Here is an 18,370-nt window from a genome sequence, read left to right as displayed (position 1 = left end):
GATGCGCGACATCCACCGCGACCTGACCCGCAACACCCTGGCGATATTTTTCGTCGTCGGGCTGGCCGGACTGTCGTTGTGGGTACTGCGGCCTTTCCTGGCCGCCGGCGTGTGGGCAGCGATGATCGTCGTCGCCACCTGGCCGGCTTTCCTGGCGCTCGAAGCGCGTCTCGGTGGCCGTCGCCTGCTGGCCATCGCCCTGATGACGCTGGCCATGCTGTTGTTGCTGGTCTTGCCGTTGTGGCTGGCGATCGACACCATTGCCGGCAATGTCGACGCCCTGGGCGCGGCGGCCGATTACCTGATCGCCAACGGCCTGCCGCCGCTGCCGAACTGGCTGGCCGAACTGCCGCTGGTCGGCGGCCCCCTGGCGGCGCTATGGGCGCAGCTGGCTGCTGGCGGCACCGATGGTCTGATCGCCCAGGTCACGCCCTATGCTGCCGATACCGGCAAGTGGGCGCTCGCTCAGGTCGGTGGTCTGGGCGGCATGCTGGTGCAGTTCCTGCTGGTCGTCACCATCGCCGCCATCATGTATTCCGGCGGCGAGCCGGCCGCCCGGCTGCTGCGCCGTTTTGGCCGCCGCCTGGCCGGCGTGCGCGGCGAAAACTCGGTGATTCTGGCCGGTCAGGCGATCCGTGGGGTGGCGCTCGGCGTCGGTGTGACCGCGCTGGTGCAGACGGTGCTCGGCGGATTGGGTCTGGCGGTGGCAGGGGTGCCGTTCGCCGCCTTGCTGTCGGCACTGATGCTGATGCTGTGCATCGCCCAGATCGGGCCGGTGCTGATCCTGCTGCCGGCCGCAGGCTGGCTGTTCTGGAGCGGCGACACCGGCTGGGCGATCTTCCTTGTCGTATGGAGCGTGATCGTCGGCAGCCTCGACAACTTCTTGCGCCCGGCGCTCATTCGTCGCGGCGCCGACCTCCCGCTGCTGCTGATCTTCGCCGGCGTCATCGGTGGCATGCTCGGCTTCGGCCTGATCGGCATCTTCGTCGGCCCGGTCGTCCTGGCCATTACCTGGACCTTGCTCCAGGCCTGGATCGCCGATGCCCTCGGCGACGACTCAGCGCCGGACCAGGCGGATCCGTCGGAACCAGCCGCCGGCGAGGGCCGGGCTGTCCTCGCGCAGGGCGAGGCCGGACTCGCCGTCGAGCAGGTCCTCGAAAACCACGTCGAGCCGGGTGGCGATGCGCCGCGCCAGGGGGTTGAGCAGGCGCCGTAACGGCGCTTTCTGCTGCCGGCGCAGGAACTTGTCGAGGATCAGGGCCTCGCCGCCGGGTTTCAGAACTCGTGAAATTTCCGCCAGGCATAGCGCCGGCTGCGGCACGACCGCCAGGATCAGGTGGGCGATCACGGCATCGAAACTGGCATCGGCAAATGGCAGACAATGCATGTCGCCCTGTACCGCCTTGAAATCCAGGTGCCGGGCGCGCGGCAGGCTGCGTCTGAGCATGGCGCCGGTCAGGTCGACGCCGACGTAGCGGTGCTGTGTCGGCAGGTGCGGCAGATCGAGGCCGGTGCCGACGCCCGCCAGCAGAATCCGGCCCGGTGTCGCAGGCAGCGCGGCCAGGCTGCGCTGGCGCGGCGAGCGTGTCGTCCGTTCGATGGCCAGGTCGTAGAACGGCGCAATCAGCCGGTAACTGTGCTGCAGTCCCATTCAGTGCAGGGCACGCGGGATGGCTAGAACAAATTCCGGGATTTCTGCATTGAAGTGCGTGCCGTCCTCGGCGACCATCTGGTAGGTGCCGCGCATCGTCCCGACCGGCGTGGTCAACGACGAGCCGCTGGTGTACTCGAAACGCTCGCCCGGTTGCAGTAGCGGTTGTTTGCCGATGACACCCAGGCCACGGACTTCCTGAACCTGGTTGTTGGCGTCGGTGATGATCCAGTGCCGCGACACCAGCTGCGCCGGCACGCTGCCGACGTTGCGGATCGATATCGTGTAGGCGAAGACGTAGCGGTTTTCTTCCGGGTCCGATTGTTCCGGGATGAATTGCGGGGTCGGGATGATTTCAATCTGGTACTTGTCGGGGTCGGTCATGGGATAATTTCGCCTCTTGTTTTCGGGAATACATCATGTCAGCCAGGGATTTTGTCATCGCGCCGAGCATTCTGTCCGCCAATTTCGCCAAACTGGGCGAGGAAGTGGCTAACGTCATCGCCTCAGGCGCCGACTGGATTCACTTCGACGTGATGGACAACCATTATGTTCCCAACCTGACCATCGGACCACTCGTCTGCGAAGCGATCCGCCCGTGCACCGACGCGCCGATCGACGTGCACCTGATGGTCAAGCCGGTCGATCGCATCGTCCCCGATTTCGCCAAGGCCGGCGCCAACATCATCACCTTCCACCCGGAAGCCTCCGAGCACATCGACCGCACGCTGTCGCTGATTCGCGATGCCGGCTGCCAGGCTGGCCTGGTCTTCAACCCGGCGACGCCGCTCGATTACATGGACTACGTCATGGACAAGCTGGACGTCGTCCTGCTGATGAGCGTCAACCCCGGTTTCGGCGGCCAGAAGTTCATTCCCGGCACGCTGGCCAAGGCGCGCCAGGCCCGGGCCAAGCTTGATGCCTACGAACGCGACAGCGGCCGGCGCATCCGCCTCGAGATCGACGGCGGGGTGAACACCGGCAACATCGCCGAAATCGCCCGTTCCGGCGTCGATGCCTTCGTCGCCGGTTCGGCCGTCTACGGCGCCGGCAAGGACAGCGACGCGCACCGTTACGACTCGATCATCGCCGCCCTGCGCAGCGAACTGGCCAAAGTCTGAGGCGCTACCGGGTGGACAGCGGCAAAGCGCATGCGCTAGACTGCGTTCCACCCGTCGCCTCCGGCCGGGACTTCTCTACACCTCACGACAAATGACTGCTTCCCGCAACTGGATCATCGAGCTTCGTTGGCGCCCCTGGCGTCCATAATCTCTCGCCCGTCTGGCGCCGAGTCTGTCGGCGCACCCAGTTGCAGCACCCCGTCATCGTTGTCGTACCCGAGGTATCCCATGACCGAAACCGAATTCAATGCGCTTGCCGCGCAAGGCTACAACCGTATTCCCGTCACGCTGGAAACGTTTGCCGATCTCGACACGCCGCTGTCGATCTACCTGAAGCTCGCCAACGGGCCGTTCACTTACCTGCTCGAATCGGTGCAGGGCGGCGAACGCTTCGGCCGCTATTCCATCATCGGCCTGGCCGCGTCGACGCGCATCGTCGTCCAGGGCCACGAGGTGCTGGTGCTGACCGGCAACCGCATCGCCGAGCGCGAACACGACGCCAACCCGCTCGACTTCATCGACAGCTACATGAAGCGCTTCCGGGCGCCAGAGGCGACCGGCCTGCCGCGCTTCCTCGGCGGACTGGTCGGCTGCTTCGGCTACGACACGATCCGCTACATCGAGACCAAGCTGACCAAGACCCAGCGCCCGGATGAAATCGGCACGCCCGACATCCAGCTGCTGTTGTCCGAGGAAATCGCCGTCGTCGACAACCTGTCCGGCAAACTGACGCTGATCGTCTATGCCGAGCCCGGTTTCCCCGGCGCCTACCAGAAGGCGCGCGCCCGGCTCAAGGAATTGCTGGCCAGGCTGCGCCAGCCGGTGACCATTCCCGCCGAAAAGCCGGCGCATTCGGAGCCGGCGGTGTCGGTATTTGGCGAGGCGGCGTTCAAGCAGGCGGTGAAGAAGGCCAAGGACTACATCACCGAGGGCGACGTCATGCAGGTGGTGCTGTCGCAGCGCATGACCAAACCCTTCCACGCCAGCCCGCTGGCGCTGTACCGGACACTGCGTAGCCTCAACCCGTCGCCCTACATGTTCTATTTCGACTTCGAGGACTACCACGTCGTCGGCGCCTCGCCGGAAATCCTGGTCCGCCTCGAAGGCGACCGCGTCACCGTGCGCCCGATCGCCGGCACGCGCAAGCGCGGCGCCTCGCCGGAAGAGGATGCGGCGCTGGCCGTGGAATTGCTGGCCGACGAAAAAGAGCGCGCCGAGCACACCCAGTTGCTCGACCTGGGGCGTAACGACTGTGGCCGGGTGGCCAAGATCGGCAGCGTCAAACTGACCGAAAACATGCTGATCGAACGCTACTCGCACGTGATGCACATCGTCTCCAACGTCGAAGGCCGGCTGGAAAAGGGCCTGGATGCGGTCGACGTACTGAAGGCAACTTTCCCGGCCGGCACCGTCTCCGGCGCGCCCAAGGTGCGGGCGATGGAAATCATCGACGAACTGGAACCGGTCAAACGCGGCATCTACGCCGGTTCAGTCGGCTACCTCGGCTTCAACGGCGACATGGACCTGGCCATTGCCATCCGCACCGCCGTGGTCAAGGACGGCAAGCTGCACGTCCAGGCCGGCGCCGGCATCGTCGCCGACTCCGATCCGCATTCCGAATGGGAAGAAACCCGGAACAAGGCGCGCGCCGTGCTGCGCGCTGCCGAACTGGCCGAGCAGGGCCTGAACACGCGGATGGATTGAGGGGCGCACCATGTTATTGATGATCGACAATTACGACAGCTTCACCTACAACCTGGTCCAGTATTTCGGCGAGCTCGGCCAGGAGGTGAAAGTTTTCCGCAACGACGCCATCACGCTGGCCGAGATCGCACGTCTCAAGCCCGACTACCTGGTCATTTCCCCCGGCCCCTGCGCCCCGGCGCAGGCCGGCGTGTCGCTGGCGGCGATCAAGGAATTCGCCGGCAAGATTCCGCTGCTCGGCGTCTGTCTCGGTCACCAGTCGATTGGCGAAGCCTTCGGCGGGCGCATCGTGCACGCCAAAACGCTGATGCACGGCAAGGTGTCGCCGGTGCACCACAAGAACGAGGGCGTCTTCCGCAATCTGCCCAATCCGCTGACCTGCACCCGCTACCACTCGCTGGCCATCGAGCGCGCCAGCCTGCCCGATTGTCTCGACATCACAGCGTGGACCGAGGACGGCGAGATCATGGGTGTGCGCCACAAGACGCTGGCCGTCGAAGGCGTCCAGTTCCACCCGGAATCGATCCTGACCGAGCGCGGTCACGACCTGCTCAACAACTTCCTCGAGGAGCACCAGCCATGACCCCGCAAGCCGCCCTCCAGCGCGTCATCGAGCATCGCGAAATCTTCCACGACGAAATGGTCTCGCTGATGCGCCAGATCATGAGCGGCGAAGTCTCGCCGGTGATGATTGCCGCCATCCTGACCGGACTGCGCGTCAAGAAGGAAACCATCGGCGAGATCGCCGCCGCCGCCAGCGTCATGCGCGAGCTGGCGACGCCGGTCAAGGTGCCCTACGACCGTCACTTCGTCGATATCGTCGGCACCGGCGGTGACGCCGCGCACAGCTTCAACATTTCCACCACCTCGATCTTCGTCGCCGCCGCGGCCGGTGCCAAGGTGGCCAAGCACGGCGGGCGCAGCGTCTCGTCGAGCTCGGGCAGTGCCGACGTGCTCGAAGCGCTCGGCGCCAACATCAACCTGGCGCCGGAAAAGGTCGCCGAGTGCATCGAACAGTGCGGCATCGGCTTCATGTTCGCGCCCAACCACCACAGTGCGATGAAGCACGTCGCGCCGGTGCGCCGCGAAATGGGCGTGCGCACCATCTTCAACATCCTCGGCCCACTGACCAACCCGGCCGCCGCGCCGAACACGCTGATGGGCGTCTTCCACCCCGACCTGGTCGGCATCCAGGTGCGCGTCATGCAGCGCCTCGGCGCCGAGCGCGTGCTGGTCGTGCACGGCAAGGACAACCTCGACGAAATCTCGCTCGGCGCGACGACGCTGATCGGTGAGCTGAAGGACGGTGAAGTCCGCGAGTACGAAGTGCATCCGGAAGACTTCGGCCTGCAGATGATGTCGTTGCGTAACCTGCGCGTCGGCAGCGCCGACGAGTCGAAGGCGATGATGCTTGCCGCCCTGGACAATCAGCCGGGTGCTGCCCGCGAAATCGTCTGCCTGAATGCCGGCGCTGCGCTCTACGTCGCCAACGTCGCCGACAGCATCGCCGACGGCATCGCCAAGGCGCGCGAAGCCATCGCCAGCGGCGCCGCCCGGGCCAAGCTGGCGCAGTTCGTCGAATCCACGCAACGCCTGGGGGCCGCATGAGCGACATCCTGAACAAGATCATCGCCACCAAGCACGAGGAAATCGCTGCCGGTCTGGCGCTCAAGCCGCTCGCCGCACTTGATGCCGAAGCCGCGCAACAAGCCGCCCCGCGCGACTTCGTCGGCGCCATCCGCGCCAAAATCGCCGCCGCTCAGCCCGCCGTGATCGCCGAAATCAAGAAGGCCAGTCCGTCCAAGGGGATCATTCGTGCCGACTTCCGCCCGGCCGACATCGCCCGCAGCTACGCCGCTCACGGCGCCGCCTGCCTGTCGGTGCTGACCGACCGCCAGTATTTCCAGGGCGCGCCAGAATACCTGCAGGCCGCCCGCGCCGCCTGCAACCTGCCGGTACTGCGCAAGGACTTCATCGTCGATGCCTACCAGGTCGCCGAAGCCCGCGCCATGGGCGCCGACGCCATCCTGCTCATCGCCGCCGCGCTCAGTCTGGCGGAAATGCAGGCACTGGAGCGCCAGGCCATGGACTACGGCATGGCGGTGCTGGTCGAAGTCCATAACGGCGAGGAACTCGATGCCGCGTTGCAGTTGCAGACGCCGCTGCTCGGCATCAACAACCGCAACCTGCGCAGCTTCGACGTCACCCTCGACACCACCCTCGGCCTGCTGGCAAGGATTCCGCAGGAGCGCATCGTGGTCACCGAAAGCGGCATCCTGAAGCCGGAAGACGTCGCCCTGATGCGCGAACACGCGGTCAACGCCTTCCTGGTGGGCGAGGCTTTCATGCGCGCGGACGAGCCGGGGGAAGAGCTGGCCAGATTGTTTGCCTGATAACATCCGGATTGGTTTTGGGAGGAAGTCATGACTGGATCGGATGCAGATGTTCGCTGGGTGCAGCGTCTTTCCAACTACACGCTGGCGCTCTGCCGTCTCTCAGAGGCAGTTGAGCTGGCAGGGCAGCGCACGCTATCTTCCCTGGAGCAGCAGGGGTTGATTCAGGCGTTCGAGTTCACTCATGAACTGGCCTGGAATCTTCTCAAGGACTATTTCTACTGGCAAGGCACTTCCGGCATCACCGGTTCGCGCGATGCCACCCGGGAAGCATTTGCCGCTGGCTTGATCGACGATGGCGAAGCCTGGATGGCGATGATACGAAGCCGTAATCAGTCGTCGCATACCTACAACCAGCAGGTTGCCAACACCATTGCCGATGCGATTATCGCGAGCTATCACCCCTTGTTGCTGGCGCTGCAAACAAGCATGCAGCAACGGGTGCCGACCTGATGAAATCCCGCGAAGCGCCCGCCGCCGGGTTGCCCGGATATGCGCTGGCAGCCATCGTGGGCGTGCTGGCTATGTATCCGGAAGTGGAACGTGTGCAACTCTTCGGTTCGCGAGCCAAGGGAAATCAACGCCCGGGTTCGGATATCGATCTCTTCATCGAAGCGCCAACGCTGAATCCGGGGCGGCGACTTGGCCTGGAAACCCGACTCGATGATCTGCTCCTGCCCTGGAAGATCGATGTCGTGATGGCACACGAGGTTGATAACCCCGAGCTGCTGGCGCATGTGGCGCGCGTGGGTATTACCTTGTTCGGTCAGAAAACCGCGTAAAACCGAAACTGCGTAAAACCGCGGTCTGACCCCGGTTTTTCGGTTTTTCAGACTTTTTGCATGATCTTGTTGCATTGATGCAACAGATGTCAGCTTGATCAGGAAAGGTCCGGGATTAAGCCTTGCCCCTTGGCAGTCGGGCTTGCACAATGCTTCTCAACTTCTCGATCCGAGAGGTAAAGCTTAGCCGGCTCCTTGGAGTCGGCTAAAAACTAACCACTAAGGAGATTTTCTGATGCAAAAGAAGATTATTGCTCTGGCCGTTGCCGCTCTGGCTTCTTCCGCTGCCTTCGCGCAGTCCAACGTTACCGTTTACGGTACGGTCGATCTGGGCCAGGCCTGGGTCAAGTCCAATGACAGCGCCGCTGGTGCTCAAGGTCAAAAGAATGTTGGCCGTCTTGACAACAACTCTTCCAACATCGGCTTCCGTGGCACGGAAGACCTGGGCAACGGCCTGAAGGCTCTGTTCCAGTTCGAAGCTGGTATCAACACCGACACCAACGGCGGTTGGGGTGGTGGTCGTGACACCTACATCGGCCTGACCGGCGGTTTCGGTACCTTCGTTGCCGGTAACCTGACGCACCCGCTGCGTGCCATGGGTTCCAAGGTTGAAATCCTTCCGGGCGCCGCTGGTTTCGGTACCGTCAACTCGATCACCGGCGCTATCGGCACCACCAAGACCGGTGCTGATGATCGTGCTCAAAATGCCCTGGCCTATGTTTCGCCGAAGTTCGGTGGTTTCAACGCTACCGTTGCTTACGTCAATGGCGAAGTGAACCCGAACGGTGCAGGTCAAGGCGAAGCCCGTCAGTGGCAAGTTGCCGGTCAGTACGAAGACGGCCCGCTGTACGTCGGCGCTGGCTACCACAAGGTCCAGAACGGTTCCCCGGTTGGTACCGCTGGTAACGTTGAAGCTGATGCCGCTGTCTGGCGTCTGGCTGCTACCTACAGCTTCCCGACCAACACCAAGGTTACCGCCCTGTACGACAACACCAAGGCTGAAACCAACGTGGCTGGTGCTTACTTCAAGCGCGCTGCCTACTCGCTGGGTGTCATGCAGTCCTTCGGCCAAGCTGCCGTTGGTCTGGAGTGGGCCAAGTCCAACAAGATCAAGACCGAAGCCGGTACGGTTGCTGATTCCAGCGCCAACATCTGGACCCTGGTCGGTACCTACAGCCTGAGCAAGCGCACCACCGCTCACGCCCGTTACAGCAAGCTGTCGAACAACGCTGGTGCTGATTATCGCTTCTACTACAACCCGGTTGCTGCTGCTGCTCCGGCCGCTGCTGGTCGTGACTACACCGGCTTCATGGTTGGTCTGCGTCACTCCTTCTAATCTAGCCTAGCTGGTTTTAGAAAACTGAAACGGTCACTCTTCGGAGTGGCCGTTTTCTATTGGGGTTCATGAAAGCTTCGGCGCTGGAAACGGGACAATAAAAAAACCACGCTCATGTTGGCGTGGTTTTTTGTTGTCAGCCCGATTTCAAACCAGGATCAGATTGTCGCGATGGATCATTTCCGGCTCGTCGATGTAGCCGAGGATGCCGTCGATTTCATGAGTCGCCTTGCGGGCGATCAGGCGGGCTTCGCCGCTGCCGTAGTTGGTCAGGCCGCGGGCGATTTCGTGGCCGTCGGGGGCGATGCAGGCAACCGCCGCGCCGCGCTCGAATTCGCCGTCAACGGCCGAGACGCCGACCGGCAGCAGGCTTTTTCCGGATTTCAGGGCCTTGACGGCGCCGTCGTCGAGTACGAGGCGGCCGGCCAGTTGCAGGTGGTCGGCCAACCATTGCTTGCGGGCGGCCAGGGGCGGCGTCTGGGCGACGAGCAGGGTGCCCAGTGCCTCGCCGGTGGCCAGGCGCAGGATGGGATCGTTTTCGTGGCCGCTGGCGATCACGGTGTCGGCGCCGCTGCGTGCCGCGCGTTTGGCGGCGATGACCTTGGTGATCATGCCGCCGGTGCCGACGCGGCTGCCGGCGCCGCCGGCCATGGCTTCGAGTGCGGGGTCGCCGGCGCTGGCTTCCTGGATCAGCGTTGCCGCTGGATCCTTGCGCGGGTCGGCGGTATACAGGCCCTGCTGATCAGTGAGGATGATCAGGGTGTCGGCTTCGAGCAGGTTGGCGACCAGGGCGCCCAGCGTGTCGTTGTCGCCGAACTTGATCTCGTCGGTGATCACCGTGTCGTTTTCGTTGATGATCGGGATGACGCCCAGGCCGAGCAGGGTGTTCAGGGTGGCACGGGCGTTCAGGTAGCGCTTGCGGTCGGCGAGGTCGTCGTGGGTGAGCAGGATCTGCGCGGTGTGCAGGCCGTGCTTGCTGAACGCGGCCTCGTAGACTTCGACCAGACCGGCCTGGCCGACGGCGGCGGCGGCCTGTTTTTCATGCACGGTCTTCGGCCGGCGGCCCCAGCCCAGGCGCTGGACACCGCAGGCGACGGCGCCGGAGGAGACGAGGATGACCTCGCGTCCTTGTTCGCGCAGCGCGGCGATCTGGCGCGCCCAAGTGTCGATGGCGGCGAGGTCGAGGCCGTTGCCGTTACTGGTGACGAGCGCCGAGCCAACCTTGACGACCAGGCGTTTGGCGGAAGCGAGGCGGCTGCGGCTCATTGTTCCTCGGCGGGCGTGTCTTCGTCGTCGTCGGCGATTTCCGGGCGGGCCATCTGTTCGAGGGCTTCCTGGATCGCGTAGATCAACGGCTTGGTGCCGTCGCCGGTGATGGCGGTGATCGGGAACACCGGGCCATCGTACTTGGTCGCCTTCTTGTAGGCCTTGAGGAAGTCCTTGACCGCTTTTTCGCGGTCTTCCTCGGGAATCAGGTCGAGCTTGTTGAGGACCAGCCAGCGCGGCTTGTCGGCCAGCGCCGGGTCGTGCTTGACCAGTTCGCCGACGATGGCCTTGGCGTCCTTGACCGGGTCGGCATCGGGATCGATCGGCGCGATGTCGACCAGGTGCAGCAGGATGCGCGTGCGCTGCAGGTGCTTGAGGAAGCGGATGCCGAGGCCGGCGCCGTCGGCGGCCCCTTCGATCAGTCCGGGCACGTCGGCCATGACGAAACTCTTCTCGGCGCCGACACGGACCACGCCGAGATTCGGGTGCAGCGTGGTGAACGGGTAGTCGGCGACCTTCGGGCGGGCCGACGAGACGGCGCGGATCAGCGTGCTCTTGCCGGCGTTGGGCAGGCCGAGCAGGCCGACATCGGCGAGTACGCGCAGTTCGAGGCTGACCTCGAATTCCTCGCCGGGGTCGCCCTTGGTGCATTGGCGCGGCGCGCGGTTGGTCGACGACTTGAAATGGGTATTGCCGAGGCCGCCCTTGCCGCCCTTGGCGAGCAGGACCTTCTTGTCGTGCACGTCGAGGTCGGCGAGGATTTCGCCGGTGTTGAGGTCGGTGACCACGGTGCCGACCGGCATGCGCAGGAAGATGTCGTCGCCGCCCTTGCCGTAGCAATCGGCGCTGCCGCCGTTCTCGCCGCGCTGGCCGAGGAACTTGCGGGTGTAGCGGTAATCGACCAGGGTGTTGATGTTGCGGTCGGCGATCACGTACACGCTGCCGCCACGACCGCCGTCGCCGCCGTTGGGGCCACCCATCGGGATGTATTTTTCGCGGCGGAAGGTGGCGATGCCGTTGCCGCCGTCACCGGCTTTAACGTAGATCTTTGCTTCGTCAATGAACTTCATGCTTTCCGCCTCTGAAAATTAAAAAGCCCTATCCGGCGGATAGGGCTTCTGGGTTCCGCCGGTCCGAATTATTCGGCAGCCGGAACGATGGTGACCGTGCGGCGCTTCTTTTCGCCCTTGATGGCGAACTGGATGGTGCCATCCTTCAGCGCGAACAGGGTGTGGTCCTTGCCCATGCCGACGTTTTCGCCCGGGTGGAATTCGGTACCGCGCTGGCGAACGATGATGTTGCCGGCGAGAACGAATTGACCGCCGTAGCGCTTGACGCCGAGTCGTTGTGCCTGTGAGTCGCGGCCGTTACGCGAACTGCCGCCTGCTTTTTTGTGTGCCATTTGCTAGCTCCTTCTCTGAACTCAGGCAGCGATCGTGTCGATGCGCAGTTCGGTATAGTTCTGACGATGGCCCTGACGCTTCTGGTAGTGCTTGCGACGGCGCATCTTGAAGATCTTGACCTTGTCGTGGCGGCCGTGGGAAACCACGGTGCACTTGACGGTGGCGCCAGCAAGGAAGGGGGCGCCGATCTTTACCGACTCGCCTTCGCCTACCATGAGGATCTGGTCAAGGGTAACTTCTGCGCCAACGTCTGCCGGTATCTGTTCTACTTTGAGTTTTTGGCCAGCGGAAACGCGATACTGCTTGCCGCCGGTTTTTATGACCGCATACATGGGTTGGACTCCGAAAATAAATCTAAAGGGTGCTACAAAGAACCGCGCATTATACGCAGGAGTTCATGAAAGTCAAAGCCTTTCAAGGGCTTGTGCTAGAATTTCGGCCTTTCGCAAAGGAGCATCTCATGGCTGAAATCACCACGGCCTCCGGCCTGATCTACGAAGACACCGTTGAAGGCAGCGGCGCTGTCGCCGCCGCCGGCGCTTTCGTGACCGTGCACTACACCGGCTGGCTGACCGACGGCAGCAAGTTCGATTCGAGCAAGGATCGCAACGATCCCTTCCAGTTTCCGCTTGGCCAGGGCCATGTCATCAAGGGCTGGGACGAAGGCGTCCAGGGCATGAAGATCGGCGGCACCCGCAAGCTGACCATCCCGGCTCACCTCGGTTACGGCGCCCGTGGCGCTGGCGGCGTCATCCCGCCGAATGCAACGCTGGTCTTCGAGGTCGAACTCCTCGATCTGCAATGACCCAGGCTGACGATCCCTGGGCCAAGTGGCGCCAGCCGGCCGATAAGGCCGCGCCTGCCGCCGAGAAAGCGGAACCGCCGGTCCCGGAAAAATCCGCACCGGCGCGAGCACGGCCGGCCAAAGCGCCGGAACGCCCGGTGGTCGACAAGCGGCCAGCGGATGAGCGTGCGGCCGACCTCGAGGTCAAGGCCGAGGTGAAAACCAAGCCGGCCGGTACGCTGGGCGTGAAGGCCGGTCTGCGTTCGGAAGCGCCCGGCAAGCGCACGCCCTTGCGCGGTGGTTCGCCGGTACGCAAGCCGATGGCGGCTGCGGCGCCGGTTGAGCGTCCGGCTGGCCGGCCAGTGAAAAAGGTGGCAGCGCCCGTCGAGCGCTCAGGCCCACCGCCCACGGGGACGCGGCTGTCCAAGGTGATGTCCGAACGCGGCATGTGCTCGCGGCGCGAAGCCGATCTGTGGATCGAGCGCGGCTGGGTTTTCGTCAATGGCGAGCAGGTCAGCGAACTCGGTTCGCGGATCGATCCGGATGCGCGCATCGAAGTCTCGACCGAGGCCAAGAAGGATCAAGCCAAAGCGGTCACCATCCTGTTGCACAAGCCGGTCGGTTACGTTTCCGGTCAGCCTGAGCCGGGCTGCATTCCGGCGGTGACGCTGATCACTGCGGAAAACCAGGTGCCGCAATCGGGCGGGCCCGAGTTCAAGCCGTGGATGCTGCGCGGCCTGGCCCCGGCCGGCCGGCTCGACGTTGATTCGACCGGCCTGCTGGTGCTGACCAGCGACGGTCGTGTCGCCAAGCGTCTGATCGGCGAGGACAGCGACGCCGAGAAGGAATACCTGGTGCGTGTCTCCGGCGAGATGATCAAGGGCGGCCTGGAGTTGCTGCGCCATGGTCTGGAGCTCGACGGCAAGCCCTTGAAGCCGGCCTGGGTCAAGCAGTTGAACGAGGACCAGCTGCACTTCATCCTCAAGGAAGGCAAGAAGCGGCAGATCCGCCGCATGTGCGAACTGGTCGGCCTCAAGGTGGTCGGCCTGAAGCGCGTGCGCATCGGCCGCATCCGCTTGGGCGACCTACCGATGGGGCAGTGGCGTTTCCTGCGTGCCGACGAAGCGTTCTGAGCTTTTTGACCGATTATTGCGGTCGACCGCAATAAAATGCAAAAAACGCCGGCGGGGTTACCCGACCGGCGTTTTTCATGTGCTGGCAGAAATCAGGCGGCTGGACGCACCGGCGGCATCATCAGGCATTCGCCTTCGATCACGGTCTTGCCGGCGACCGTACATACGGTGTCGAGCACGACGCGATTCTTCGCGGTGTTGACCTCGCGCACGGTGACCGTGGCGGTAACGGTGTCGCCCGGCTTGACCGGGGCCTTGAACTTCAGCGTCTGCGACAGGTAGATGGTGCCGGGCCCGGGCAGCTTGTTGGCCAGCGTGGCCGAGATGAAACCGGCGGAGAGCATGCCATGGGCGATGCGCGTGCCGAACATCGTGCCCTTGCAGTATTCCTCGTCGAGGTGGGCCGGATTGACGTCGGTCGAGATGCCGGCGAACAGGATGATGTCGGCTTCGGTGACGGTCTTGGAAGTACTCGCGGACATGCCGGGTTCGAGCTGGTCGATGTAGTAGGACATTGTTGCTGGGCTCCTGTTGTGGCTTGTTGATCTGGAGCCGGAACTTTAGCACGTCATTCTGTCCGTAATGCTTCAACCGGATCAAGTCCGGCCGCGCGCCGGGCCGGCAGTACGCCGGCGGCGAGGCCGATGGCGATGGCAATGCCCTCGGCCAGCAGCACGAAACTGAGCGGCGTATGCACCGGCAGCGCTGGCACCAGCAGGTGGATCAGTTGCGCCAGGCCGATGCCGAGCAACAAGCCGAGCGCCCCGCCCAGTGCCGAGAGGGCGATGGCTTCGCCGAGAAACAGCCCGAGGATGGTGCGCCGGCGGGCGCCGAGGGCGACCAGCAGGCCGATTTCACCAGTTCGCTCGGTGACGGCGATGGTCATGATGGTGACGATGCCGACGCCGCCGACCAGCAGCGAAATGCCGCCGAGCGCGCCGACGGCCAGGGTCAGCACGTTGAGGATGTTGGACAGCGTCTTCAGCATCTCTTCCTGGGTGACAATGGTGAAGTCCTCGCGGCCGTGGCGTTCGATCAGGTGCCGACGGATCTGGCCGGCGACCGCCGCCGACGGGGCGTTCTCGGCGACGGCGACATTGATTTCGTCCATGCCCTCGCGGTTGAACAGTTCCTGGGCGCGGGCAGCGGGGATGAAGGCGGTATCGTCGAGGTCGATGCCGAGGAACTGGCCCTTGGCTTCCATGATGCCGATCACGCGGAATTGCAGGCCGCCGATGCGGATGCGCTGGCCGAGCGCGTTGTCGGCGCCGAACAGTTCTTCCTTCAGCTTGGCACCGAGGACGACGAAGGCGCGCGCATTGCCGGCATCGTCGGCGGGCAGGTACTGGCCACTGCGCGCGGCCAGACGGAAAACGGCGGCAGAATCGGCGCTGACGCCGGAGATCAGCGTGCGCCGGGTGCGCCCATTGCCCTGGATTTCGGCGTTGCCCTTGATGTTCGGCGTCACCGCGACGACATGCGGCAGGCGGGCCAGCGATTGCGCATCCTCCAGCGTCAGCGGGCGGGCGCTCGACGGCAGGCCGGAGGGGGCGCCGCCGGTTTTCGTCTTGCCCGGGGCGATGGTCACGACGTTGGTGCCGAACTGGCTGAATTCGCCCAGCACATAGCGATGGATGCCCTCGCCGATCGAGGTGAGCAGGATCACCGAGGCAATGCCGACGGCGATGCCGAGCAGTGTCAGGAAGCTGCGCAGCCGCTGCGCGGTGACGGCACGGGCGGCAAGGCGGATGGCGTCGCGGAGATCCATGCTCAGTGCTTCATCAGCGCCTGCACCGGATCGAGCCGGGCGGCGCGACGCGCTGGCAGGAAGCCGAACAGCAGTCCGGTGCCGATGGCGGTGGACAGCCCGGCGATCACCGCCCAGTCGGGCGGGTAGGCGGGAAAGACCGGGAAGATCTGGCGCAGGACGAAGGCGCCGAGCTGGCCGAGCAGGTAGCCGAGTAGGGCGCCGACCGCCGACAGCATCGCGGCTTCGGTCAGGAAGGCCAGGCGGATGGTTCGCGCCGGCGCGCCGAGCGCCTTGAGCAGGCCGATTTCGCCGGTGCGCTGGGTCACCGCGACGAGCATCACGTTCATCACCAGGATGCCGGCCACCGCCAGGCTGATCGCGGCAATGCCAGCGACGGCCAGGGTCAGCGCGCCGAGCAGCTTGTCGAAGGTGGCCAGGACGGCATCCTGGGTGATCACCGTGACATCTTCCTCGCCGCGATGGCGCTGGGTCAGGATCGCCAGCGTCTGGTCGCGCGCCTGCGGAATGGCGTCGCGGCTGCGCGCCTCGACCAGTACGCGGAACAGCGTGTTGCTGTTGAACATCGCCTGGGCGAAGGCGACCGGGACGATGACCAGTTCGTCGGTATTCATGCCCAGCCCTTGGCCGGTCGACTTGAGGACGCCGACGATGCGCACGCGGCGGTCGCCGATGCGCACCAGTTGGCCGACCGCCGGGGCGCTGCCGAACAGTTCGGCGCGGACGGTGGCGCCGATCACGGCGACGGCCGAGCCGCGGTTCCAGTCTTCTTCGGGCAGCGCGTCGCCCTGGGCGAGCGCGAAATCGCGGATGGCGAAATATTCTCTTGTGGTGCCGGCGACCATGACCTCGCGCAGTCGGCCGCCGACGCTGATTTCCGAGGTGCCGACAGCGAGCGGGGCGACGCGGTGTACGGCCGGCGCGCGGCGGAGGGCACCGGCGTCGTCGATGGTCAGGTCGCGCGGCGTATTGGTGATCGCCGTCGCCGGGTTGAAGCCGCCGGTGCCGGTGCGCCCGGGCAGGACGATGACGAGGTTGCTGCCGAGCGACGAGAACTGGCCGACGACGTAACGTCGGGCACCGTCGCCGAGTGCCGTCAGCAGCACCACGGCGGCGACGCCGATGGCCATCGCCAGCACCGACAGCGCCGTGCGCACCGGGTAGCCGGTGGCGGCGTCGCGGGCGAAACGCAGGATGTCAGGCAGGCGCATGCGCGGCGCTGTCGTGCTTGAGGCGCCCGTCTTCCATGACCAGCTGGCGGCGGGCGCGTTCGCCCATCTGCGGGTCGTGGGTGACGACGACCAGGGTGACGCCGCTGGCGTTCAGGGCTTCGAGCAGATTGACCACTTCCTCGCCGGTGTGCCGGTCGAGGTTGCCGGTCGGTTCGTCGGCGAGGATCAGCGCCGGCTGCATGATCGTCGCCCGGGCGATGGCGACGCGCTGACGCTGACCGCCGGAGAGTTGGTCCGGCTTGTGGTCGGCGCGCTGGTCCAGGCCGAAGTTCCTCAGTGCCTCGGTGACCCGGCGGTCGCGCTCGCTGCGTGCGATGCCGGCCAGCATCATCGGCAGCGCGATGTTCTCGGCGGCGGTCAGGCGCGGCACCAGGTGAAAACTCTGGAAGACGAAACCGATGCGTGTGCTGCGCACCTGCGCCTGTTCGTCGGCGCTCAGCGTCGTCACGTCGCGACCTTCCAGCCGGTAGCTGCCGGCATTGGGGCGGTCGAGCAGGCCGAGCAGGTTGAGCAGCGTCGATTTGCCCGAGCCGGACGGCCCCATCACGGCGACGTATTCGCCGGCCGAGATGCTCAGGTCGAGGCCGGCCAGCGCATGCACCGTGGTGTCGCCGAGCTGGAAGCGGCGCTCGATGCCGGACAGTTCGATCAGCGCCATTCAGCGAGCCGCTTGTTCTTCCGTCGCCTTGGCGCCGGCGACGACACCGCTGCGTTCGAGCGAGGTGACGATGCGTTCGCCGGCCTGCAGGCCTTCGCTGATCTCGGTGTGTTCCCAGTTGGCGAGCCCGGCCTTGATGCTGCGTTCGACCAGCTTGCCGTCTTCCAGCAGCAGCACCTTGCCGCCTTCAAGGATCGCCGCGGTCGGAATGCGCAGGACGTTTTCCCGGGTCGCCAGGATGATCTCGACATCGGCGCTGTAGCCGACCAGCAGGCCGGCGGCTTCGTCCGGCTTGGCGAAATCGACTTCGATATCGACGGTGCGCGCCTGCTTTTCCACGGCCGAGACGTAGGGGGCAACACGCCGCACGGTCCCGGTCAGCACCTTGCCGGGCAGCGCATCGAGGGTAATGCGCACGGGTTGTCCGACCGCGATCTTGGGTGCATCGACTTCGTCCATCGGCGCCTTGACGTAGAGGCAGGAGGCGTCGAACAGGTCGATTGCCGGCGGCGTCGGCACACCCGGCGGTGATGGCGTCGAGTATTCGCCCAGTTCGCCGACGATCTTGGCTACCGTGCCGGCAAAGGGCGCGTACAAGGCAACACGGCCCTGGTCGACGCGGGTTGATTTGAGCCGGGCTTCGGCCTGGGCGATGTCGGCGCGCGCCGTGGCGCAGGCGGCCCGGCGGACCTCGGCGTCGGTGCGGGCGCTTTCCTCGCGGCTGGGCGAGACGAAGCCGCGGGCGCGCAACTCGGCTTGCCGGCTGGCTTCCTTTTCGGCGTTGGTCGCGGCAATGCAGACTTCCTCGGCGCGCTTTGCCGCCAGCGTCACCTGGGCGGCAGCCAGCGTCGAACTGGCTTGCTGGTCGTCGTTCCACAGCTTGAGCAGCAATTGGCCCTTGTCAACCTTGTCGCCTTCCTTGACGCCAAGGTATTCGATGCGCCCGCCGACGATGGTCGACAGTTTGGTGCGCTGGCAGGCCTCGACCGTGCCGGCGCGGGTGTTCGCCAGCGTCGCCTCGACCGTGCCGGTGCCGACGCTGGCGACGGTAACGGCAACCGGTTTGGGGCGGCTCAGCCAGAAGGCTGTGGCGGCGAGGATGGCGACGATAATCAGGGCGGTGACGAGGCGACGCATGG

Annotated in this window: 21 protein-coding genes and 1 pseudogene; 11 read left to right on the top strand and 11 right to left on the bottom strand. The window is 64.9% G+C overall.

Annotation, left to right across the window (positions count from 1 at the left end; all coding sequences use genetic code 11):
* Position 1: 1 nt before the first annotated feature.
* Positions 2–1,036: pseudogene (gene ydiK, locus AADV58_RS15615) on the top strand (AI-2E family transporter YdiK); the annotation flags it as partial.
* A 21-nt stretch (positions 1,037–1,057) separates the two neighbouring features.
* Here ydiK and AADV58_RS15610 read toward each other — a convergent pair.
* A complete protein-coding gene (locus tag AADV58_RS15610) occupies positions 1,058–1,651 on the bottom strand; it encodes a class I SAM-dependent methyltransferase (protein ID WP_081700104.1) in 594 nt (197 codons plus the stop codon).
* Positions 1,652–2,035, bottom strand: a complete 384-nt coding sequence (apaG, locus tag AADV58_RS15605; protein WP_298398456.1) for a Co2+/Mg2+ efflux protein ApaG — start codon at positions 2,033–2,035, stop codon at positions 1,652–1,654.
* Between the two features lie 35 nt (positions 2,036–2,070).
* Between apaG and rpe the strand changes: the two genes are divergently transcribed.
* The 8 genes from rpe (at position 2,071) to AADV58_RS15565 (ending at position 8,987) form a co-directional block, all read left to right on the top strand.
* Entirely contained in the window at positions 2,071–2,772 is a 702-nt protein-coding gene (gene rpe / locus AADV58_RS15600) for a ribulose-phosphate 3-epimerase (RefSeq protein ID WP_341743650.1), read from the top strand.
* Positions 2,773–3,000: 228 nt separating this feature from the next.
* Positions 3,001–4,476, top strand: a complete 1,476-nt coding sequence (trpE, locus tag AADV58_RS15595; RefSeq protein ID WP_341743649.1) for an anthranilate synthase component I — start codon at positions 3,001–3,003, stop codon at positions 4,474–4,476.
* A 10-nt stretch (positions 4,477–4,486) separates the two neighbouring features.
* Positions 4,487–5,059, top strand: a complete 573-nt coding sequence (locus AADV58_RS15590; protein ID WP_028994355.1) for an aminodeoxychorismate/anthranilate synthase component II — start codon at positions 4,487–4,489, stop codon at positions 5,057–5,059.
* Positions 5,056–6,084 carry an anthranilate phosphoribosyltransferase gene (trpD, locus tag AADV58_RS15585; RefSeq protein WP_341743648.1) on the top strand — a complete coding sequence of 343 codons (1,029 nt, stop codon included), beginning with the start codon at positions 5,056–5,058 and terminating at the stop codon, positions 6,082–6,084. The genes AADV58_RS15590 and trpD overlap by 4 nt, the downstream gene beginning before the upstream one ends.
* Positions 6,081–6,869, top strand: coding sequence for an indole-3-glycerol phosphate synthase TrpC (gene trpC, locus AADV58_RS15580; RefSeq protein WP_341743647.1), 789 nt, complete (start codon positions 6,081–6,083; stop codon positions 6,867–6,869). The genes trpD and trpC overlap by 4 nt, the downstream gene beginning before the upstream one ends.
* Positions 6,870–6,899: 30 nt before the next feature.
* Positions 6,900–7,322 (top strand): nucleotidyltransferase substrate binding protein, encoded by a 423-nt coding sequence (locus tag AADV58_RS15575; protein WP_043420899.1) that lies wholly within the window; start codon positions 6,900–6,902, stop codon positions 7,320–7,322.
* On the top strand, positions 7,322–7,651 hold the full coding sequence (locus tag AADV58_RS15570; protein WP_028994358.1) for a nucleotidyltransferase domain-containing protein: 330 nt from the start codon (positions 7,322–7,324) through the stop codon (positions 7,649–7,651). Before AADV58_RS15575 ends, AADV58_RS15570 begins: the two co-directional genes overlap by 1 nt.
* A 235-nt stretch (positions 7,652–7,886) precedes the next feature.
* Complete coding sequence (locus AADV58_RS15565) at positions 7,887–8,987, top strand: porin (RefSeq protein ID WP_341743646.1); 1,101 nt, start codon at positions 7,887–7,889, stop codon at positions 8,985–8,987.
* A 147-nt stretch (positions 8,988–9,134) separates the two neighbouring features.
* Here AADV58_RS15565 and proB read toward each other — a convergent pair whose 3' ends face one another.
* From proB to rplU, 4 genes are all read right to left on the bottom strand, one after another.
* Entirely contained in the window at positions 9,135–10,253 is a 1,119-nt protein-coding gene (proB, locus tag AADV58_RS15560) for a glutamate 5-kinase (protein WP_341743645.1), read from the bottom strand.
* Positions 10,250–11,323 (bottom strand): Obg family GTPase CgtA, encoded by a 1,074-nt coding sequence (gene cgtA / locus AADV58_RS15555; RefSeq protein ID WP_028994361.1) that lies wholly within the window; start codon positions 11,321–11,323, stop codon positions 10,250–10,252. The genes proB and cgtA overlap by 4 nt, the downstream gene beginning before the upstream one ends.
* Before the next feature lie 68 nt (positions 11,324–11,391).
* Positions 11,392–11,655 carry a 50S ribosomal protein L27 gene (rpmA, locus tag AADV58_RS15550; protein ID WP_028994362.1) on the bottom strand — a complete coding sequence of 88 codons (264 nt, stop codon included), beginning with the start codon at positions 11,653–11,655 and terminating at the stop codon, positions 11,392–11,394.
* A 21-nt stretch (positions 11,656–11,676) separates the two neighbouring features.
* Positions 11,677–11,988: a 50S ribosomal protein L21 gene (rplU, locus tag AADV58_RS15545; protein WP_011289195.1), complete on the bottom strand. Its 312-nt coding sequence runs from the start codon at positions 11,986–11,988 to the stop codon at positions 11,677–11,679.
* 128 nt (positions 11,989–12,116) lie between these two features.
* On the opposite strand from rplU, the gene AADV58_RS15540 reads away from it, so the two are divergent.
* Together AADV58_RS15540 and AADV58_RS15535 are read left to right on the top strand one after the other, a co-directional pair.
* On the top strand, positions 12,117–12,461 hold the full coding sequence (locus tag AADV58_RS15540; RefSeq protein WP_028994363.1) for an FKBP-type peptidyl-prolyl cis-trans isomerase: 345 nt from the start codon (positions 12,117–12,119) through the stop codon (positions 12,459–12,461).
* Entirely contained in the window at positions 12,458–13,573 is a 1,116-nt protein-coding gene (locus AADV58_RS15535; protein ID WP_341743644.1) for a pseudouridine synthase, read from the top strand. Before AADV58_RS15540 ends, AADV58_RS15535 begins: the two co-directional genes overlap by 4 nt.
* Before the next feature lie 92 nt (positions 13,574–13,665).
* Here the strand turns inward: AADV58_RS15535 and AADV58_RS15530 are convergent, their stop codons facing one another.
* Genes AADV58_RS15530 through AADV58_RS15510 form a run of 5 tightly spaced genes read right to left on the bottom strand, consistent with a single transcriptional unit; the run spans position 13,666 to position 18,368 of the window.
* Positions 13,666–14,088 carry a MaoC family dehydratase gene (locus AADV58_RS15530; RefSeq protein ID WP_341743643.1) on the bottom strand — a complete coding sequence of 141 codons (423 nt, stop codon included), beginning with the start codon at positions 14,086–14,088 and terminating at the stop codon, positions 13,666–13,668.
* 53 nt (positions 14,089–14,141) lie between these two features.
* Positions 14,142–15,341: an ABC transporter permease gene (locus tag AADV58_RS15525; RefSeq protein WP_341743642.1), complete on the bottom strand. Its 1,200-nt coding sequence runs from the start codon at positions 15,339–15,341 to the stop codon at positions 14,142–14,144.
* A 2-nt stretch (positions 15,342–15,343) separates the two neighbouring features.
* Complete coding sequence (locus AADV58_RS15520) at positions 15,344–16,552, bottom strand: ABC transporter permease (protein ID WP_341743641.1); 1,209 nt, start codon at positions 16,550–16,552, stop codon at positions 15,344–15,346.
* Positions 16,539–17,231 carry an ABC transporter ATP-binding protein gene (locus AADV58_RS15515; RefSeq protein WP_341743640.1) on the bottom strand — a complete coding sequence of 231 codons (693 nt, stop codon included), beginning with the start codon at positions 17,229–17,231 and terminating at the stop codon, positions 16,539–16,541. The genes AADV58_RS15520 and AADV58_RS15515 overlap by 14 nt, the downstream gene beginning before the upstream one ends.
* Positions 17,232–18,368 carry an efflux RND transporter periplasmic adaptor subunit gene (locus AADV58_RS15510; RefSeq protein WP_341743639.1) on the bottom strand — a complete coding sequence of 379 codons (1,137 nt, stop codon included), beginning with the start codon at positions 18,366–18,368 and terminating at the stop codon, positions 17,232–17,234. It abuts the gene before it with no gap.
* Between the last annotated feature and the right edge of the window lie 2 nt (positions 18,369–18,370).

The sequence above is a fragment of the Azonexus hydrophilus genome (genome assembly GCF_038368255.1).
In the GTDB taxonomy this organism is placed as follows: Bacteria; Pseudomonadota; Gammaproteobacteria; order Burkholderiales; family Rhodocyclaceae; genus Azonexus; species Azonexus hydrophilus.
The sequence above is the reverse complement of the archived record's forward strand: the minus strand, read 5'-3'. Positions and strand labels throughout refer to the sequence as shown.

Coding starts and splice junctions, on each gene's coding strand:
- AADV58_RS15610 (WP_081700104.1), bottom strand. CDS start 1,651: ATGGGACTGCAGCACAGTTACCGGCTGATTGCGCCGTTCTACGACCTG.
- rpe (WP_341743650.1), top strand. CDS start 2,071: ATGTCAGCCAGGGATTTTGTCATCGCGCCGAGCATTCTGTCCGCCAAT.
- AADV58_RS15565 (WP_341743646.1), top strand. CDS start 7,887: ATGCAAAAGAAGATTATTGCTCTGGCCGTTGCCGCTCTGGCTTCTTCC.
- trpD (WP_341743648.1), top strand. CDS start 5,056: ATGACCCCGCAAGCCGCCCTCCAGCGCGTCATCGAGCATCGCGAAATC.
- AADV58_RS15525 (WP_341743642.1), bottom strand. CDS start 15,341: ATGGATCTCCGCGACGCCATCCGCCTTGCCGCCCGTGCCGTCACCGCG.
- rpmA (WP_028994362.1), bottom strand. CDS start 11,655: ATGGCACACAAAAAAGCAGGCGGCAGTTCGCGTAACGGCCGCGACTCA.
- trpE (WP_341743649.1), top strand. CDS start 3,001: ATGACCGAAACCGAATTCAATGCGCTTGCCGCGCAAGGCTACAACCGT.
- AADV58_RS15510 (WP_341743639.1), bottom strand. CDS start 18,368: ATGCGTCGCCTCGTCACCGCCCTGATTATCGTCGCCATCCTCGCCGCC.
- AADV58_RS15515 (WP_341743640.1), bottom strand. CDS start 17,231: ATGGCGCTGATCGAACTGTCCGGCATCGAGCGCCGCTTCCAGCTCGGC.
- AADV58_RS15570 (WP_028994358.1), top strand. CDS start 7,322: ATGAAATCCCGCGAAGCGCCCGCCGCCGGGTTGCCCGGATATGCGCTG.
- proB (WP_341743645.1), bottom strand. CDS start 10,253: ATGAGCCGCAGCCGCCTCGCTTCCGCCAAACGCCTGGTCGTCAAGGTT.
- AADV58_RS15590 (WP_028994355.1), top strand. CDS start 4,487: ATGTTATTGATGATCGACAATTACGACAGCTTCACCTACAACCTGGTC.
- AADV58_RS15535 (WP_341743644.1), top strand. CDS start 12,458: ATGACCCAGGCTGACGATCCCTGGGCCAAGTGGCGCCAGCCGGCCGAT.
- trpC (WP_341743647.1), top strand. CDS start 6,081: ATGAGCGACATCCTGAACAAGATCATCGCCACCAAGCACGAGGAAATC.
- apaG (WP_298398456.1), bottom strand. CDS start 2,035: ATGACCGACCCCGACAAGTACCAGATTGAAATCATCCCGACCCCGCAA.
- rplU (WP_011289195.1), bottom strand. CDS start 11,988: ATGTATGCGGTCATAAAAACCGGCGGCAAGCAGTATCGCGTTTCCGCT.
- AADV58_RS15530 (WP_341743643.1), bottom strand. CDS start 14,088: ATGTCCTACTACATCGACCAGCTCGAACCCGGCATGTCCGCGAGTACT.
- AADV58_RS15575 (WP_043420899.1), top strand. CDS start 6,900: ATGACTGGATCGGATGCAGATGTTCGCTGGGTGCAGCGTCTTTCCAAC.
- cgtA (WP_028994361.1), bottom strand. CDS start 11,323: ATGAAGTTCATTGACGAAGCAAAGATCTACGTTAAAGCCGGTGACGGC.
- AADV58_RS15540 (WP_028994363.1), top strand. CDS start 12,117: ATGGCTGAAATCACCACGGCCTCCGGCCTGATCTACGAAGACACCGTT.
- AADV58_RS15520 (WP_341743641.1), bottom strand. CDS start 16,552: ATGCGCCTGCCTGACATCCTGCGTTTCGCCCGCGACGCCGCCACCGGC.